Origin of the sequence: Protofrankia sp. Cr2, from assembly GCF_963555885.1 — a bacterium.
Lineage (GTDB): Bacteria > Actinomycetota > Actinomycetes > Frankiales > Frankiaceae > Protofrankia.
In genome coordinates this window covers 20,793-38,766 of the sequence record NZ_CAUVXG010000010.1, presented here as the reverse complement: position 1 = coordinate 38,766, position 17,974 = coordinate 20,793, and the positions used below count along the sequence as shown (strand labels likewise).

General features: G+C 68.8%; 13 protein-coding genes and 1 tRNA gene. 6 read left to right on the top strand and 8 right to left on the bottom strand.

All coding sequences use genetic code 11. The features are described 5' to 3' along the window. Positions 1 to 138 precede the first annotated feature (138 nt). The gene (gene cysS, locus U9978_RS07380) at positions 139 to 1,680 is read left to right on the top strand and encodes a cysteine--tRNA ligase (RefSeq protein WP_322760308.1); all 1,542 of its coding nucleotides are present in this window, start codon (positions 139 to 141) and stop codon (positions 1,678 to 1,680) included. A 113-nt stretch (positions 1,681 to 1,793) separates the two neighbouring features. Here the strand turns inward: cysS and U9978_RS07375 are convergent, their stop codons facing one another. From U9978_RS07375 to U9978_RS07345, 7 genes are read right to left on the bottom strand one after another with little or no spacing between them, the layout of a single operon-like run. Further along, a complete protein-coding gene (locus tag U9978_RS07375; protein WP_322760307.1) occupies positions 1,794 to 3,338 on the bottom strand; it encodes an FHA domain-containing protein in 1,545 nt (514 codons plus the stop codon). A 4-nt stretch (positions 3,339 to 3,342) separates the two neighbouring features. Next, the gene (locus U9978_RS07370; protein WP_322760306.1) at positions 3,343 to 4,623 is read right to left on the bottom strand and encodes a vWA domain-containing protein; all 1,281 of its coding nucleotides are present in this window, start codon (positions 4,621 to 4,623) and stop codon (positions 3,343 to 3,345) included. Continuing rightward, positions 4,620 to 6,008: a protein phosphatase 2C domain-containing protein gene (locus tag U9978_RS07365; protein ID WP_322760305.1), complete on the bottom strand. Its 1,389-nt coding sequence runs from the start codon at positions 6,006 to 6,008 to the stop codon at positions 4,620 to 4,622. Before U9978_RS07365 ends, U9978_RS07370 begins: the two co-directional genes overlap by 4 nt. A gap of 13 nt (positions 6,009 to 6,021) precedes the next feature. After that, the gene (locus U9978_RS07360) at positions 6,022 to 8,346 is read right to left on the bottom strand and encodes a serine/threonine-protein kinase (protein ID WP_322760304.1); all 2,325 of its coding nucleotides are present in this window, start codon (positions 8,344 to 8,346) and stop codon (positions 6,022 to 6,024) included. Continuing rightward, complete coding sequence (locus U9978_RS07355) at positions 8,343 to 9,626, bottom strand: hypothetical protein (RefSeq protein ID WP_322760303.1); 1,284 nt, start codon at positions 9,624 to 9,626, stop codon at positions 8,343 to 8,345. Before U9978_RS07355 ends, U9978_RS07360 begins: the two co-directional genes overlap by 4 nt. Before the next feature lie 5 nt (positions 9,627 to 9,631). After that, entirely contained in the window at positions 9,632 to 10,639 is a 1,008-nt protein-coding gene (locus U9978_RS07350; protein ID WP_322760302.1) for a glutamate ABC transporter substrate-binding protein, read from the bottom strand. After that, positions 10,636 to 12,138: a hypothetical protein gene (locus tag U9978_RS07345; RefSeq protein ID WP_322760301.1), complete on the bottom strand. Its 1,503-nt coding sequence runs from the start codon at positions 12,136 to 12,138 to the stop codon at positions 10,636 to 10,638. The genes U9978_RS07350 and U9978_RS07345 overlap by 4 nt, the downstream gene beginning before the upstream one ends. A gap of 260 nt (positions 12,139 to 12,398) precedes the next feature. Here U9978_RS07345 and rlmB point away from each other — a divergent pair, with 260 nt between their 5' ends. Next, positions 12,399 to 13,721 (top strand): 23S rRNA (guanosine(2251)-2'-O)-methyltransferase RlmB, encoded by a 1,323-nt coding sequence (rlmB, locus tag U9978_RS07340; RefSeq protein WP_322760300.1) that lies wholly within the window; start codon positions 12,399 to 12,401, stop codon positions 13,719 to 13,721. A 20-nt stretch (positions 13,722 to 13,741) separates the two neighbouring features. Here rlmB and U9978_RS07335 read toward each other — a convergent pair whose 3' ends face one another. Beyond that, on the bottom strand, positions 13,742 to 14,263 hold the full coding sequence (locus U9978_RS07335) for a MarR family winged helix-turn-helix transcriptional regulator (protein WP_322760299.1): 522 nt from the start codon (positions 14,261 to 14,263) through the stop codon (positions 13,742 to 13,744). Positions 14,264 to 14,789: 526 nt separating this feature from the next. On the opposite strand from U9978_RS07335, the gene U9978_RS07330 reads away from it, so the two are divergent. From U9978_RS07330 to U9978_RS07315, 4 genes are all read left to right on the top strand, one after another. Next, on the top strand, positions 14,790 to 15,548 hold the full coding sequence (locus U9978_RS07330; protein WP_322760298.1) for a FadR/GntR family transcriptional regulator: 759 nt from the start codon (positions 14,790 to 14,792) through the stop codon (positions 15,546 to 15,548). A gap of 197 nt (positions 15,549 to 15,745) precedes the next feature. Continuing rightward, a tRNA-Thr gene (locus tag U9978_RS07325) sits at positions 15,746 to 15,818 on the top strand. A gap of 272 nt (positions 15,819 to 16,090) precedes the next feature. Next, complete coding sequence (locus U9978_RS07320) at positions 16,091 to 16,402, top strand: hypothetical protein (protein ID WP_322760297.1); 312 nt, start codon at positions 16,091 to 16,093, stop codon at positions 16,400 to 16,402. A gap of 15 nt (positions 16,403 to 16,417) precedes the next feature. Continuing rightward, positions 16,418 to 17,902, top strand: coding sequence for a S8 family serine peptidase (locus U9978_RS07315; protein ID WP_322760296.1), 1,485 nt, complete (start codon positions 16,418 to 16,420; stop codon positions 17,900 to 17,902). The last annotated feature ends 72 nt before the right edge of the window (positions 17,903 to 17,974 follow it).

Sequence of the window (17,974 nt, the reverse complement as noted above, 5' to 3'; positions counted from 1 at the left end):
CTGGCCGTGGTTGCACCGGCGGAGTCTGATTCGCCCGGATATTCCCCGTCCGGGGTTGTGGGTTGTTCGTGGAGCCGAGCCGAGTTCTTGACACGGGGTGTGGGCGTGCGAGCGGGGTCCGCACCGTACGCTTGATAGATGGGACTCCACCTCTACGACACGCGCACCCGGCGCACGCGGCCCTTCGAGCCGCTGCGCCCCGGTCATGTGGGCGTGTACGTCTGTGGGCCCACCGTCCAGTCCGCACCTCATGTCGGGCACGTTCGTACCGCGGTCGCGTTCGACGTCCTGCGCCGCTGGCTCACTGCGTCCGGGCTTGATGTGACCTTTGTCCAGAACGTCACCGACATCGACGACAAGATCATAATCAACGCGAACCGGGCCGGCGAGAGTGTGTGGGAGCTGGCCACCCGCCAGACGCGGGCCTTCGATGAGGCATACCGTGCTCTCGGCGTGCTGCCGGCCACCATCCAGCCACGGGCGACCGGTCACATCCCGGAGATGATCACGCTCATCGCCAGGTTGGTGGACGTCGGCTACGCCTACGCCAGTGGCGGGTCCGTGTGGTTCCGGACTGGCAGTTTCGCGGGTTATGGCGAGTTGTCAAACCAGCGTCCGGATGCCATGCAGGCGTCGGCGGAGGGTGAACCGGGAAAGGCCGACCCCCGTGACTTCGCGTTGTGGAAGGGCACGAAGCCTGGTGAGCCGTTCTGGGAGTCGCCCTGGGGACGCGGCCGGCCAGGCTGGCACATCGAGTGCTCCGCCATGGCGGGCAAGTATCTCGGCGAGATCTTCGACATCCACGGTGGCGGCCTTGATCTCGTCTTCCCGCACCACGAGAACGAACGTGCCCAGTCGGTCTGCGCCATGGACCCAGCCGGGACGGACCCAGCCGGGCTGTCCGGTGCGGGCGGTGCGGCTGAGATGGCCCGCTACTGGATGCATGTCGGTCTGCTGACCACCGGCGGCACCAAGATGTCGAAGTCGCTGGGCAACTCGTTTCTGGTCGCCGATGCACTCGATGAGGTCAGACCGCAGGTACTGCGCTACCACCTCCTTGGCGCGCACTATCGCTCGTCGCTGGAATACGGCCCGGACGGGCTGGTCGAGTCGGCCGCGGCCCACGACCGGATCGAGACGTTCGTTCGCAATGCCCTGGACATCCTGGGCGGGCCGGACGAGGCTGCGGCGCTCGCGGCTGAAACAGCCGGAACGGCCGGAATGGTTGGTCTTCGGGAGGTGTCCGGCGCTGACGCGGTCACCGGGGCCGGCCCGATGGATGTGCTCACGATCGCAAGCCCGGCTCAGGCATGGCGTGTCTTTGCAGCCGCCCTTGACGACGACATCGCGGTCTCCCGCGCGCTGGCGGCCCTGTTCGGTGCTGTCGGGCGCGGGAACCAGGTGCTTTCCAAGACGCGCAGCCGGGATCTCGCAGGCTGGGTGGATGTCGCTCGCAGAATGCTCGCGGTCCTCGGGCTTGATCCGATCGGGCAGTGGCCCACGGCCGGTTCCGAGCTGCGACCAGCGCTGAACGGGGTGATGGAGATCGTCCTCGATCTGCGGTCGGCCGCACGTGCCCGGCGGGACTACGCCGAGGCGGATGGGATCCGCTCTCGGCTCGCCGCCGGCGGCATCCTGGTAGAGGACACCCCGGAGGGACAACGCTGGCATCTGGCGTGAGCCAGTGGCTCGGCATCCGGGGTGAGCCAGTGGCTCGGTGATCTGCCGGCCGGCGGTGCGCAGGAACGACGATCGCGCCGCCGGCGGCTCTGCGATTCGGCGTTCGAACGTCGTTATCTGGAGATCATGCGGATCGTGATCCGTGTCCAGGCGCCGAGGTACACCCGGTCGCCGTTGTGTAGTGGTACCGGCTGGCCCGGCGGGATCGGATTCGGTTCATCGTTGAGCCGGGTACCGTTCGTCGATCCCGGATCGAGCACGGCGTAACCGCCGTCCGCCATCAGCTCCAGCATGGCGTGGGCGCGGGAGATACCCGGATCCTCCGGCGTGCCGGACAGGTCGATCTCCGGATGGATGCCGCGGGACTCGCTGCGTCGCCCGATCAGCAGTCGGGGGCCGTTGAGGGCGAAGACTCGTCGCGGGTAGACCGTCGGGAACGGGACGCGGTGGTCATCGCCGCTGTCGTAGTATTCGCGTTCGGCCTCGACGACCACGTCCCAGGCGGTCTGCACCGCACCCCGGTCCGGTGCGGCGGGGCGTTCCCGCAGGATGAGATCGAAGCCGCACACCTCGCAGAATCGCGCGCCCGGCTCGTTTGGACGCTGGCAGTTCGGGCAGGCGGCGCCATAACCGCCGCCGGAGTCCAACGGCACCCGCGCGGGCTGGTTGGGACGGGCCCGGTGGTAGTCGGGTGGTGCTGTCATCGGGCCCCGTGGAGCAGCAGTCGCGCGGTCCAGGCCGAATGGATCATTCCCGTCACCGCCGCCACCATCCGGGCCGGTGTGACCGGGTGCGTACGGGTCTGCGCGATCCCTGTCGTATCCCCACGGCTCGCCTCTACGCGGTTCGTCACGTGGGTCGCGATGTGGTTCGTCACGTGGGTCGCGATAGGGGGCCACCGGGTAGCCGTTCGCGTCGTACCCGCTGGGGGGGTAGTGGCCTGGAGGGTAGGCATCCCGGCCGTACCCGTTCGGTGCATGGCCGTCCGGTGCATGGCCGTCCGGTGCATGGCCGTCCGGTGCGTAGCCGTTCGGTGGGTAGCCCTCCGGTGCGTAACCGTCCTGAGGGTAGCCATCCGCAGCGTAGTCGTTCGGACGGTACCCCTCCTGGGCGTAACCGTCCCGATGGCGGTTGTCCGGGGGGTACCCGTTGGGGGGGTAGCCGTTGGGGTCGTACCGGCCCGGCGCGTAGCCGTCCGGTGCATAGGCCTCGGGCGCGTAGCCGTCCGGCGCGTATGCCTCGGGTGCGTATGCCTCGGGTGCGTAGGCCTCGGGTGCATAGCCTTCCGGCGGGTAGCTGCCCGGAGGGTACCCATCCCGGGCGTATGGCTCGGCTCCCGGCGGCGCGCCATGGCCTGGCAGCGGTCGGGACGCACCGCCCCGCTTGGCGTCCGGCGGACGGCGGATTCCCAGCGGGTCGACGGGGTCGACGCCGGATCGGCCTGTTCCGGACGGTCCTGCCCCGGACTGTTCCGCCGGCCGCCGACCGTATGAGTCCGCGGCGGACTGTGCCGGTTGCCGTGGTCGCTGGCGACCCGACCCGGTTCCGTCCTCCGGTGGGAGGACGTAGGGCTCCTGGTTGGCTACAATCCGCATACCGCACTGATCGCAGTAGTCGGGGGCCAGCGACAGGTGCCCATCTGGGCAGCGTGCACTCACCTGATCACCTGTTTACCCTGACGGTCTTGGTCGACTGGGTGTCAAGGACCATTTCGTCAATGGCGTCGACGTTCCGTTTCAGTCGAACCGTACCTGTGCTTGGGTCCTCGATGTCGACCACGTTCTGAAGTAGGTGGTATGTGGCTTCGTTGCCGGACTGATGGGCAAGCTGTGCGCTTAGGCTAAGTTTGATGGTAGCGGTTGCATCGTCGCCCTCGCGCAGGGCCTCGAGTCCTTCTTGGATGAGGCAGGCAAGCTCGGCCTGGCCGGTGTAGTGGGCGACCGCCGGGGCGATCCGGGTAGAAAGATCGATATCGTTCGTCCAGATCGCGCGTACGAGCGCCCGGGAGAGCACCTGATCGGAGACGACCACGTTGACCCGGGCCGCGAGCATCTCCACGCCGTCGTCCTGCGCCGGGACGGTTACGCACAGGTGGTAGTCGCGGGACTCGCTGCCCCAGGCGCCGGTCGGGTAGTCCGTGGTCAGTGCGTTCACCGGCACCGCCGTGGCGGTGAGCTCCTCGATCTGGGGCGCGACCTGCCGCAGGAAACGGACGGATGCGCCCCGCGGCGTCCACACCCGCAGGCAGACCCGGTCGACCGCGCGGTCGGTCGCAGTATCGATCATGGCTTGGAAGTCGGCGGCGAGATCCCGAGGATGGCGGATGGCGTCGACCGTGCCCAGCAGCGTCGTGGCGATCCGACGCAGTTCGTCGACCCGCCAGTCGGCTCCGATGCCGCGGCAGTCGCACTGGAAATGTCCCACGCAGGCTGCCAGCGCCGCGTCGAATTCGGTCGAGCGCTCGCCGTTGCATCCATCGGTCAACAGGATCGCGTGGTGGATGGCGTTCGGTCGGGTGGCCATCAGTTCCCGGGTGCGTGACAGCCAACGCCCGATCGCCGTGCCCCCGTCCGCATCGAGCCGGCCGACCGCGGCTTTCGCGGCTTCCCGGGTCCTGGCATCGGCCTGCACAAGCTCGGGTCGCGTCGGGTAGACGGCCTCAGCGATCCCCGACCCGCGCACGATCGCAAACCATACGCCGTCGCGTAGGCCGTCGATCGCCGCCTTTGCGGCCCGGCGTGCTTCGACAAGCTTCATCGGGGGCGCGGCCATCGATCCCGAACAGTCCAGCATGATGACCTCGGCCAGTTCCGTGGACGTGCCCAGACCTGGCGGATCAACGGCGCCGGCCGAGGCCCTGACGGTGATCACCGCGTGCACGTCGGTGCCACCACTGCCGAGGTAGGCGTTCTGGAAGACCTCCAGCGCGAACGGCACCGTCATCGTGGCTCCCTGTCACCGGAGTGCCCATCGGAACGCGCCGCGCCGATGCGTGCGGTCACCACCGTGATGTTGTCGTGGCCGCCGTGGTCGATCGCATGCCTGGTCAGGTGGCGACCAACCATGATTGCCGGAGCGTCCGGCGGGAGCTCGCCGACCACCGCGGCCAGGTCCTCGGCCCGGGACAGGTAGTTCCACATGCCGTCGGTACAGACGAGCACGGTGGCGGGCAACACCAGCGGAAACACCCGGATGTGCGCGGTCACATCCCTGGCGTCGGCGCCGAGCCAGCGGGTGAGCGTATGGGCCCGGCGGTCGGTCTCGACCGCGGCGGCTGGAATCAAGCCCGCGCGTGCAGCCTCGGCCGCCCATGTGTCGTCCTCGCTCAGCCGTTCGACGCGGCCTGGACCGAGCAGATACACCCGGCTGTCCCCGATCCAGCCCACGGTGACGCTGCCGCCTCCGTTGCCGCTACGGGTGATGACGGCCGCGGCAAACGTGCACGACGGCGAGATGCGTCCATCGACGACCGGCGCCTGGACCACCGCGGCCTGCGCTGCCGCGACCGCGGCGTGGATCGCGTTCTCGGCATCGCGCCGCGAGAAATCATCCGGCGGGACATCGTTGTGGGAAAAATCATCTTTCGCGAAGTCGCCCTCGGAAAAGCCATCCGCCACCGCCTTGGGCGGCGTCGGCGGAATGTCGGACGCCGGCCACTGGAGGTCGTCGGAGCCGTAACCGCCGTAGGGGTCACGGTAGCCGGGCCGGTCGTCGTCCTCGCCGATGTCGCCGTAGCCGAAGCGGTCCGTGCCGGCCGTCCCCGCCGGGCGCTGGCGATCGCGGTCGTCATCGGGCGGCCTGAGATAGCCCGGGACGTGCTCATCGGAGTCCGGGAAGCCGTCCGATCCCTGGGTGCCCGTCATGGTCGGCTGACCGGCCTGGAGTGGCTGACCGCGCGCGGCGTACGAGCTGCGGACGGCCTCGGCAAGGACCGCGGCGGCAGCAGCAGCCGCAGCCTGCGCCGCTGGGCCGGACCCGGGCGTGCTCGACACACCGTCGCAGACCACCCCGATCAGGGTGGAGCCGACCATGGCGACACCCATGGCGTCCTCGTTGGTGGTGTGCCGGATGCCCCGGTCACAGACACCGGCAACCGGGCCGAGGTCGATCTCGCGGTGGTCTGCGTCGCCTGTCTCCAGCGGCGTCTGGGCTCGCAGCGGAGTTCCACATGCTTCGCAGAAGCGATCATCCGAGTATGCCGGACTCGTGCACACCGGGCAATGCCCCCCGTTCTGGTCGATCCCGTCCCATCCCTTCTCCGGAGCGCGGCCCGCATGACCCGCCCGGTCTCCATGGCCGTTGCGGTGGGTAGCGCCGCGTTCGGTCACGTACATAACATGATCACATCAACGTCCGTGGCCGGACGCGGTTCGCCGCGTCGATCATGTCGATGCGCCGTGATCGGGTCACGGTGAGCCGGGCCAGATCGCGATACACCTGTTCCATGCCGAACCGTACGTCTCGGACGTGCAGCGATCTTCCCACGACGACGACGTCGTCGCCAGGCTGTAGTGTGCCTGCCGTCAGCCCCGCGAGCGCCCTGTCCAGGATCGCCAGCGCGAGTTCCGCCCGCGCCGACGGGTCGACGTGCAGGGCATCGAGGAGCCCGGACGCCCGCGCGAGGTCGGCCCGTCCGGGCTGGGCACCAGGACCCACCATCGTCTGGATGATGCGGACCTGGGCGGGCAGGTATGCCGCCGATGTCCGCGGCACCCGCGCCCAGGCCTCGATCGCACCGGGCAGGTCCCCGGCACGAGCCCGGACCCGGGCGAGACCGAACGCGGCGGAGGTGAACGACGGGTCGGTCCGCGAGACGACATCGAACATGCGCGCGGACCTCGTCGGGTCGATCGTCTCGGTCGCGAGGGCAAGCACGAGCTTGGGGGCCAGTTCGCCGGGTACGGCCCCGTAGACCCGATCGAAGCAGTCGCGGGCCGCGTCGCTCCGGCCGGCGGCGAGGGCGAGCAGCCCTCGGTACCAGTCGGTGCGCCACTGGTACGGGTCCTCCTGCGCAACGGCCGTGAGCAGCGCCTCCGCACGATCACCCCGGCCGGTCTCCAGCCAGGCGCGGGCCAGCCGTAGCCGGGTCTGCGTCGTCGGCGGGCCCATCGCCGACAGCAGGCCGGTCAGTGCTTCCGGCGCCATGTCGGGTAGCGCGGCCATGGTGGCGCCGGCCGGATCATCCGGGTCGGGGCCGCAGATGGGTAGGACCAGCCACGGCGGTCCGGCGACGCCGCCGTCCGGGTTCTCCCCGGTCAGATGTGCGTCCGGGGAGAATAGCCGGCTCGGAGCGGGATTGGCCCGCCCGTCGTCGACGGCGACTATCTCCCGCAGGATCTTGAGTAGTTCGTCGAACATCTCGTCCGCCCCTGCGAACCGGGCATTCGGGTCGGTCGCGGTCGCCCGCAGGAGGAACCGGTACAGCGAGTCGTGCCGGGCGAGTACCTCGTGCTCGTGCTGCGGGGGCATCGTGATGGCATAGGTGGTGGTGTTGCCCCGGAAGTTCAGGATCAGGGCCGCCAGGGACCGTCCGATCGTGAACAGATCGGACGCGACCGACGGCCCCAGGTCGGCGACTTCGGGCGCCTGGTAGCCAAGGGTCACATACGACGGGCCGGAGTCATCGATGCGCCGCACCGCGCCGAGGTCGATGAGCTTCAGCGAGTCGCCGGACAGCATCACATTGTCGGGTTTGAAGTCGCAGTAGAGCAGGCGCTGGCGGTGCAGGTAGCTGAACGCCGGCAGGATCGCGAGGATGTAGGCGATGGCCTGGGTCACCGGCAGCGGGTCGGGCTGCCCGCCGGCGGCGTCCCGGCGCTGTTTGAGGAGTTTCAGCAGGGACATCCCGCCGATGTACTCCATGACGATGTAGCCGGTGCCCTGCCATTCGGTGAAGCTGAAGATCTTCACGATGTTCGGATGGTCGACCGCGGCCAGGTACTGCCGTTCGGCGATGGCCGCGGCCATCGCCTGCGGATCGTGGGTGTTGAGCAGGCCCTTGAGTACTACCCAGAAGTTCTCCGCGACCTTCCGGTCACGAGCCAGGTACACCCAGCCCTGCCCGCCGAACGCCAGGCATCCGACGATCTCGTACTGGCCGACGAGGTCATGTGGTTTGAGCTTGGGGACGAAGGAGAACGGTTGCCCGCATGTCGGGCAGAAGCCCTCAAGCCGGCCGGGGATGTCACCACGGGTCTGTCCGACCGGTTCGCCGCAGCCGGCGCAGCGTCGGCTGCCCTCCGGGACCTCGGGATCGGCGAGCACCATCGTCGGCGGGTCCGCAATCGGGACGTCGGCAACGGTGACGAGGCCCGCGCCGAGCTGACCGCGTGACGGCGTCGGCGTGGACGGCCGGGAGCGCCGCTGGCGGGCCGGTCCGGAGGATGGGGCGCCGCTGGCCCCCGACTGTTCCGCCGATGGGATGCCTGCCGTCGGCGGGCCTTGTACCGGCGGGCTGGGTTCGGGAACGCGGAGTACCGGCGGGCCTTGTACCGGCGGGCCTTGTACCGGCGGGTTCGGACGGTCGGGCGCCGGCGGGAATCCGCAGACGTCGCAGTAACCGTCCTCGATGGCGCCGTCGCAGGGCGGTCGCTTGCAGGGAGCGCCGTCGCCGGTTGGCGCGCCGCTGGTGCCAGCCGGCCCGCCGTGGGCCTGGGATGTGCTCATGTCCGATCGGTCTCCCGTCCCCGATCGGGACGGGCACCGACCGGGTCCGCTGCTGGTTCGTGGTCCCCGTCAGCCCCGTCCTCGCCCGCCGCGGCGCGCCGGACCACGGCCGCGCCGAATGCCCGCACCAGCGCGGTGGCCCGGTCGAGATCGGTCGGTGCCGTGTACAGCACCGAGCGGGCATGGCGGTATGCCCGGGCAAGGTCGGGGTCTTCCACGACGCCCAGGCCGGCCGCCTTGGCGTGCCATCCGCCGAGCAACCCACGCAGGTCGTCGCGGGTCTGCAGGGGCGCGGCGCTGCGGTCGGCGAACCGGCGGGCCGAGATCAGCGTGGCGTCGGCAAGCTCCCGCCAGCGATCGAGCCCCCGGCTCGCTTCCTTCCAGCGGCCCGCTGCGGCTGCGGCCGTCAACCGGTCGAGCCAGGTACGCAGGCCGTAGCGCTCGTCATCGAGGACACCGGCGGGCATGCGCGGCGGCTGCGCCGCAGGTAGCAGGATCCGGCTGCGGGCACGGTCGGCGTCCGTGGCCGCCCGGTCGATGAGGGCGGTGATGCGTTCGAGCAGCGCTACGGCTTCCCGCATGGCCTCGGGCAGGGTGTCATGCCGCCGGGCCAGCTCGCCGAGGCTGGCCTGCACGGCGCCGACGGCGGCCGCAAGCCGGGTCACCATGGTGTCCGGGACGGACAGCGGATCGGCGGCGGTCAGGTCCGAAAGTTCGGCCAGCAGGCGGCGGGCGATGGTGCGGCCGGCATCGTCACCCAGTCGTAGGCGGGCGGCCAGCTCGTCGGCGGTGGCGAGTTCCCGTTCTGTCGCGCTGAGGATCGCCAGTAGCCTGCTCCACGCGGCGAGGATCTCGTCGATGTCGGCCCGCACCGACGCAAGCGCCGCATCGGCACGATCCGCCAGATCCGTCGGGCGGATGTCGACCATCGGTGGCGGGCTCCCGGCGGGTGCTCCCGGGACCATGGGGACACCGGTCGGGCCGTGCAGCAACGCGTCCAGCTCGGCCGTTACGCGGGCGTCCACCCGGGCCTTGTCCCCACGCACGGCGCGTGCCGCCGTCAGCAACTCGGTGAGGGTCCGGTAGCAGTGCCAGGCGTCCGCGAGTGCGGCCAGCGCGGTGGCGGCCCGCTCACGCGTGGCGCCGGTGAGGTGTTCCGGGTCGATCAGGGCACGTCCGGGAGCGCTCTCCAATCCCATCAGGATGGCAGCCTGGGCGGCGACCGCCGCTGACAGCCGGGCCAGCGTGGCATCGATCTGTTCCAGGGTCGGCGCAACCATGGTGATCAACCCTGGTATTCCGGAACCGGTGGTGCGGGCACCGGTTCCGTGCCGGGCCCGGTGAGCCAGTGTCGGTAGATCTCCGCCCACCGGCCGTTCTTCTCGATCGTTTCCAGGACGCCGTTGAGGAACCGGGTGAAGTCCGGGTGATCCTTGTTGACGGCCATGCCGTGCGGCTCGTTGGTGAACCGTGGGCCGACGATCATCGTGTAGGGGTCCTGGTCGACTATTCCGGTCAGGATCCCGTCGTCGGTCGATATCCCGTCGACCGTGCCCTGCTGGAGCGCGACCAGGCAGTCCGCGACGTTTGTGACGGGGTAGGGGATCGGCGCCGGGGATACGGTGGCAATGGCCTGGATGGAGGTCGTCCGGGCAGCCGCACACACCTTCTTGCCGGCCAGATCCTCGATTCTCCTGAAGCCCGAATCCCGCCGGACGAGCACCCGCTGCCCGGAATCGTAGTAGACAGCAGAGAAGTCGACATCCCGTCGCCGGTCACAGGTGATGGTCATGGTGGCGATCGCGATGTCGATCAGGCCACGCTGGACGGCGGGGATGCGTTCGGCATTTGTGATCGCCCGAAATCGGATCTTCAGGTTGCCGGGTCCGAAGATGGCGGTGGCCATCTCCTTCGCCATGTCGACGTCGAATCCCTCGAGCTGGTTCGTCTGGGGGTTGACGATCCCGAACGGCGGAACATCTGGAATGACGCCCACGACCAGATAGCCACGATCCTGGATCGTCCTCATGAAGGAACCCGCCGGCATGTCTCCCGGGGCGGGCATCGGGTCGGGTGGGACGAGGCTCGCCCGGGGGTTCCCGCAGTCCTGCCCGGGCGCCGTGGCTGTACCGGCCAGCAAGGCCGCCGCGGTGGCCGGTGGCAGTGGTTCAGCTTCGGTGGGTAGTCGGCTGTGGGTCGTGCCGCACGCCACCGTGGCTGCGAGGATGGCGGCGCCGACCACTGTGACCACGGTGGCCCTGGTGATCCGCCGGCCGGCGGGACGGATGGTCATCGGTACTCGTCGATGCGCCGCTGCATGCCGGCCAGGCTGAGGGCGGCGGCGGCGACCATGGTCACAACCGCTACCGCGAGCAGGACGGACAGCGGCTCGCCCGCGTCGGACACCCGCCGGGAGAACCGTGACTGGCTGGCCGTGACGGCTGCGTCGATCTTCTGATCGAAGGTGTCGAACGCTGCGGTGCCCGCGCCAAGGGAGATCTTTCCCGCCGCGGTGAAGTCACCGGTGTCGGCGAGCAGCGCAGTGATCTGCTGATGTGCGACAAGCCATACCCGCAGATCGGCGTCGAGGCCCGTGCGGGTAGCCGTGTCCGGCCCGTCGACGCGCAGTGCGGTGCTCAGCGATCCGGTGGCGATGGGTCCGCCGTTCACCGCGACGCCGAGCCGGGTGACCGCGACCGTGAAGTCGGTGTCGAAATGTGTGCCGTCACCACGGGCGATGAGCGACTGGTTTTCGTCCACGCGGGCTCGCAGGGCCAGTACCTTGGACTGGGCCAGCAGGGTCATGGGCACGAATCCGGAATCACGGGCGTCGCCGAGCCGCTGTTGTTGGACGGATAACGCCGCGGCCGTCCAACAGAGGCTGAACAGCACGGCGACGGTTGCCGTCACAAGGGGAATGTTGAGAACACGGCTGGTTCTCCGGTACAGCATTATCTGAGTGCTGACAAGACCTCCGGCGGCGATGATGAATACCGCCGCAAGCACGATCTCGCGCGGTCCGCTCGTCGCATCGGCGTAGGCATTGTCGAGGCGGTCGGCATTCAATGTGATGAGGCGATCGGTTGCCGGCAGTAATGTTTCCTGGAGGAGTTGGGACCCTTGGCGCAGGTAGGCGGCGCCGACCACGTTGCCGACCCGATTGTTGGCACGGGCCCGTTCGATGAGCCCGGTGTACACCGGAATCTTCTCGGCCAGGACGGCTAATGGTTCGGCGGCCGCGGCCTGGGTGTTGAGACGGGTCAGGCTCGCCACGGCGTCCGTCGCGGTGGTGATGCTGGTGTGGTACGCCGCGAGTTGGTCAGCGGGTTCGGCGCCACCGGCGAGGAAAGATGCGGCGGCGGTGGCATCGGCCTCCGATAGCGCGGCGTGCGCCTGCTGTGCTGTGACGATCGAGGGACCCGCATCGTCACGGATGGTGTCGAGCGCCCTGATCCGACCAGCGATGGTCGAGACGGACACCAGCGCAAGCACGGCGAGTGCGCCGACGATGGCGATCGAGTACAGCCGAAGCCGGCCGGGCGTGGTAGCCGTCGCTGCCTGAGCCCGGTGCAACAGGCGGCCCGCCAGGCGCAGCATCCGACGAGGCCGGGACATCCCGGGCGCAGGTGCCGGGAGGGCAGCACGGGGCGCGGCTGGCCCGGTGGCGGCTGGCCCGGTGGCGGCAGCGCGGGGATGGTTTTTTGCAGGCAGCCGCAGGCCCTGGGCGGCGGTGATCGAATCGACGGCGGTGCGTGCTCCGGCGGATGCAGCCGGAGGTGTGTTCGCCGTCACGGTTTGACCATAGTGCGGTTGCCGTCGGCGGCGAGGTGTCAGCCTACCCAGGCTACTGTCAGCTTGCGGACAAGCGAGTGTGCGAGCCCCTGCCGATCGAGTTCCTGCCGATCGAATTCCTGGCGAGCGAGCGCCGGCCACGCGGACATTCGGGGGCACACGACCATCGGGGGCGGCGACCCGCCATCGACCGGGTGGACCGTATACCGTGTGACGATGCTTTCTGACGCCTCCGGGGCGCGCGCTGGTGGAGTTCGCTGATGGCCGGCCAGCAGCGGCGAGGCGGCGGTGGTGTGGCGCGTGGTGGCCAGGGCGGTCGCGCGGCCAAGGGAAGCTCGCATCGCAAGGGCGCTTCGGCAGGCAGCGGTGGCCAGGGTAGGAAGAGCCTGCAGGGACGCGGCGCCACTCCGCCGGCCGAGATGCGTCCAGGCCACCCGGCCCAGCGCCGGGCTGCTGTGATCGCGGCGGCCGAGACACGGCGTTCGGCCGGTTCCCGGAGTACGGACAACACCGGGCGGGGTGGCAGTGTCCCTGGCACCCGGGACCCTGGCACCCGGGACCCGGACGCCTGGAGTCCGGACACGCGAACCGGTGGTGAGCGCGCTGGTGGTGAGCGCGCCGGTGGCGAGCGGACCCGGGACGAAGGCGGGCGGCCAGCGCGTGGTCCGCGGCCGGCCTCCGGGGCCGGTCGGGGACGGGCCGAGAAACCCGGTGTCGAACGGGCGCCGCGGCGAGGTGGCAGTGCTGGCGGGCCTACCCGCAGCGGACCAGATCGGACCGGAGGGACTCGTTCCGGTCGACCCGGTCGTCCGGAGCGGGACGGTCGCGGTGACCCTGACGAGTTGGTAGTGGGCCGAAATGCGGTGGTGGAGGCGCTGCGAGCCGGTGTCCCCGCGTCTACATTGCTGATCGCCGCTGGCACCGAGTACGACGAACGCCTGGATGAGGCCCGCCGGCTCGCTCCCCGTGCCGGTGTGGCCGTCGCGGACGTCGCCCGCGCCGAACTGGACCGGCTGTGTGGCGCCGCGCCGCATCAGGGGCTGGCGCTGTCGGTGCCGCCGTTCCGGTATGCCCATCCTGATGATCTTCTGGCTCGCGCGCAGGCTGCGCCGCCAGGACTACTGGTGGCATTGGACGGGGTCACCGACCCGCGCAATCTCGGCGCGGTGATCAGATCGGCGGCGGCGTTCGGCGCGCACGGTGTGGTCGTCCCCGAGCGGCGGGCTGCCGGTGTGACGGCGGCGGCGTGGAAGACATCGGCGGGTGCCGCGGCCCGGTTGCCGGTGGCGCGGGCGACGAACCTGGTTCGGGCGTTGACGGCTTGGGCGGAGGCCGGCATCTTCGTCGTCGGGCTGGCCGCGGACGGCGAGATCAGCCTGGACGACCTGGAGATGATCTCCGACCCGCTGGTCCTGGTAGTCGGTTCAGAAGGACGCGGTCTGTCACGGCTGGTCGGGGAGCGTTGCGATCTGACGGTACGGATCCCGATGGTCGGTGCTGTCGAGTCGCTCAACGCCGGAGTCGCCACCGGTGTGGTGCTTGCGGAGATTGCCCGCCGTCGTCGGGTCGACGGGCAGCGGTAGTCGACCGGCAGCGGTAACCGCTACCGGACCTGCTCGGACAACCGTGGTGCGGCGATGGCCACGGATTGCCCGGTCTCGTCGTCGAGAATGGCGACGGACCGTTCGAGCAGGGATCGGAACTCCTCCAACTCGCCAGGGGAGAACACGTCGGCGAGGCGCTGCTCCACCGCCAGCGCCAGCGCGTCGGCCCGCCGCAGCAGTGCCAGACCGGTCGGCGTCAGCCGGCTTTGAAACACCTTCGCATGGACGTCCGACTGCTCACGTATGATCAGCCCCTTGGCCTCGAGCGTGAGTAGCAGGCTGGCCATCGACTGAGGTGTGACCATGCACCTGCGGGCGAGCTGGGCGCCGGAAAGACCCGGTGACCCGGCAAGGGTGAACAGGGCGGTGTACTGCGGGACGGAAAGCCCGACATCACGCAGTGCCCGGGTTTTCTCACGGATGAGCGCCTGTTCCGCCCGCTTGATCGAATGTCCGAGCCGGGCCACGGCGGAGGGAAGTGGTTCGTCCCACGCCATTTCGAGCTCCCCCTCCGTCTTCACCGCGTCTCCCGTATGCCGTCTGGCCGGTACGGAATGTTCTGGATGGTGACTCCGGGTAATTAACGTCCCAGTGTCACGAGAAGATTCCTGATCGCGTCGCCTCTGGTCGGCGGGCAACCCTTCGACTCTATTGCGACCGCGGATTCCCGGCTGGCCGTGTCGGGTTCATCCGTTTCCGTGGTTGATGCGTGGATCTCGTGATGGGTCACACCGGGTTCCCCTGGGGTCTCGGCGATGCGACAAGAGCCGTACACTCGCCTCCTTCGGCCGGTTGGTCGTTGTCGGGTCGGCGATCGGGTGCCGCATCGGTTTGGCAGGCTGATTGATATGGCGGCAGCTTCGGCCGTGTCGTCGGCCACTGTTAGAGCTGCTTTGCCGGCGGGCGTGAATGCCCAATCTACAACGAATATCGGTGTGGGTGGATTCACATGGCGTGGGCGCTCTCACAAGAAGCCCACGGTGACAAGTAGGTGCCCCCTGCCGCCCGTTAGCATGGCCTTTTACGCTTCAGCGAGGAGGCGGCCACATGGGTATGACCACACCCCGGGCTGGGTACGGGCCGAGCGTCAACAAGTTCTCCGAGATGGTAGCCGACGATCTGCGCGGAAGAGTCGCGCGCGGTGACATCCGGCCTGGCGACCATCTTCCACCGGAAACCGAACTGATGGACATTTACGGTGTCGCGAGGCCGACAATGCGCGAGGCGTTGCGCATCCTCGAGTCAGAGTCTCTGATCATCCTGCGCCGTGGGTCCCACCTCGGGCCGCTGGTCCAGGAGCCGGACACGCGGGTCCTCGCACGGCAGGCAGGCCTGCGACTACAGATGCAGGGAACGCCCGTCCGGGATCTGGCCGAGGCTCGGGTCGTCATGGATTCGGGGATTGTGGCGTTGGCGGCGAAACGCCGTACCGAGGCGGATCTCCGGGAGATGCGCGCGTGTCTCGTTGCAGCCGGTTCCGCGCGTAACGTGGTTGACTTCTCCCGGCGCGCGGCTGATTTTCGTGTGCTGGTGGTCCGGACCTCCCGTAATCGGACCCTGATACTGATGACAGAGCTTGTCTCGTCGCTGCTCCACCACCAGTACGATGCTGTTCTGCGCAATTTCCCGGAGCGCGAGGGGCGCCGCTTCATCGAGCAGTCCCTGGCCCGCTATATACGGCTGACTGACCTGATCGAAGATTGTGACGTGGTAGGCGCGGTCGAGTTCTGGGAGACGCAGGGCGCGATCGATGACGAATTCGGGATGATCAGCCTGGGCTCGGCTCCCATGATGATCTATTCCTGACCGGTGGCTCCTGACCGGTGGCTCCCAACCGGTGGCTCGGCCGCGGGGTTGCCTGCCGGGCGCAACGGTCGGTCGTGCGCAACCGTCCGTCGGGAGCGACAGTCGCCGTGGGCCGGCGCAGGAGGTGGGCGCCGGCCGTTCGTCCCACCGGGCGAGATCGGCCGTTGATGCTCTACGCTAGGGAGGTACCTGGACTGGCCGGCGTGGCGCAACTGGCAGCGCACTCGACTTGTAATCGAGCGGTTAGGGGTTCGAATCCCCTCGCCGGCTCTCATCCGACCTGAGCTGCTGCCGTTGGCGTGACCCCGCAGTGATCGTTATGTACCCGGTGGTGTACCCGAGTCGTTCATGGGCCGTCCTCGCCGTCAGGGAACAGATGATCAATTTGGCCAACCGCACTCCGCTGCACTGCCTCTCCGGTGGTGACGCCGGGGTGACGGGACTACGCAACGATCGTGACCGACATTCGACACAGCCGCCGCACGCGCGTGCGAGGCAAGATCTGCAGGTCACGGCCCGGTGGCGGCAACCGAGGGGGAGAAATGGGGAGGGCCGGGGAGGGAAGCGAGCCCGACTTCGTCGAGGCGTGGGTCGAGACGGCGGCAGCGCCACCACCCGACTCGGTTGTGGAGTGGTTCACCTCGCGCGGTATGTCTGTTGTGCCCGCCCGCGTCGGCGCCTTTGCGTCAGGTCCGCAGAATGCGTTCGAGGCAGCTTTTGGAAAACCGCTTGCCGGCCGGGCTGCGGCACTTTCCCTGCCCGTCCCGGCGGAACTGCAGGACGACGTCCGGTCCATCACCGTGGCGCCCATTCCCGGCCTGCACGGCGGTCCGGGTCCAGCTCATCCATCCTGATCAAAGGAGTATGGAATGGTATTCCCGGCAGAATTCGACTCGAATTCACCTGTCCCCGATCTCGTCCTCGGGTACGTGTCGGTGAGATCCCAAGGGGGCGTCTCCGTCACCGAGGCGACCGATTTCACGTCGGCGGAGCCGTTTTACGCCGCCAGCGGTGATTGGGAACGTGCACGCAGTGACGTCGAGGCTGCCGGCCTCATTGTCACCGCGGAAAGCCGGCTCGGGTTCAGCGTCGCCGGCCCGCCGGCCGCCTACGAAGAATTAACCAGCGGCGAGATAGTCACCCGGGAGGTGCTGCAGCGGCTGGCGATCGGCCGTACCGCCTACGTCACCCAGCTCGACATTGTGGGCACTGACCAGCCACGGTCCTTCGCTGTGGGCCGGGCGGGCAGCGACGCCATCGAGGCGATCGTGCTCGAGCGGCCGCGAATCCATCACAACCTTTTCCCGTCCCCCATCCCGCCCAGCATCGCCAAGTTCCACCTGACCTTGCCGGACGACGTCGCGGTGCTACTCGGCTGCGTTGCCGCACACCGTGCGGGCCACGTCGGAAGCGACGTGACAGTAGCCATGGTCGACACCGGGCAGTACTCCCACCCATATTTTCTGGTCCACAACTACCGCGTCGAACGGCCGGTCGCCGTGGTTCCTGGAACCAGCCCGAGTAAGGACCCTGTCGGCCACGGAACGGGTGAGTCGGCGAATATCTTCGCCGTCGCGCCCGGGGCGACGCTGCGGCCGTACCGTGTCACCAACAAGGCCGGTCAGCTCGTCGGCGCTATCACTGGATTCCTACGAGCCAAGGCAGGCCACCCGCAGATTATCACCAATTCGTGGGGCGGCGACCTTGATTACCCCACGCAGGACCCACTTCCCCCGTACTATCGGGCATGGGTGGCGGAAATCCGTGACGCGATCGAGACGGGAATCGTTGTGGTCTTTTCTGCCGGTAACGGTCAGTTCTCGGTGGAACCGCAGGTGCCGGGCGTCATTTCCGCTGGCGGGGTGTATGCTACCGCGGGCGTGGACCTCGTTGCCTCCGACTACGCGAGCGGGTACGCGAGCCCGTTCTTCCCGGGCATCGACGTGCCGACCGTCTCGGGGCTCGTCGGCACGATCCCCCGCGCCCAGTACCTCCTGCTGCCCATCCCGCCGGGTTGCGGAATCGACGTCGACGAGAGCAAACCTTTCGTGCATCCGACGTTCCCGGACTCCCCGGACGGCACCACCGCCGATGACGGCTGGGCGCTGTTTTCCGGCACCTCTGCGGCCGCGCCGCAACTGGCCGGCGCGGTAGCCGTGCTGCTTGGCGCCCTACCGGCCCTGACCACAGCACAGATCACCGAGGCGCTGAAAGCTTCTGCTGTCGACGTCACCGCAGGCCACAATCACCCCCGTTACAACGTCGCGGCCGGGCCTGGCCCAGACCTCGCGACGGGCGCGGGCCTGGTCAACGTATCCGCCGCCCTCGACTACGCCCAGGCCACATTTTCCTAGTAGTACTTCGTCACTAAGTGGTCGGCGCTGGAAGTTCGTCCAGGGTCTGCCGGCGCCAGGCGGCGCCTCGCT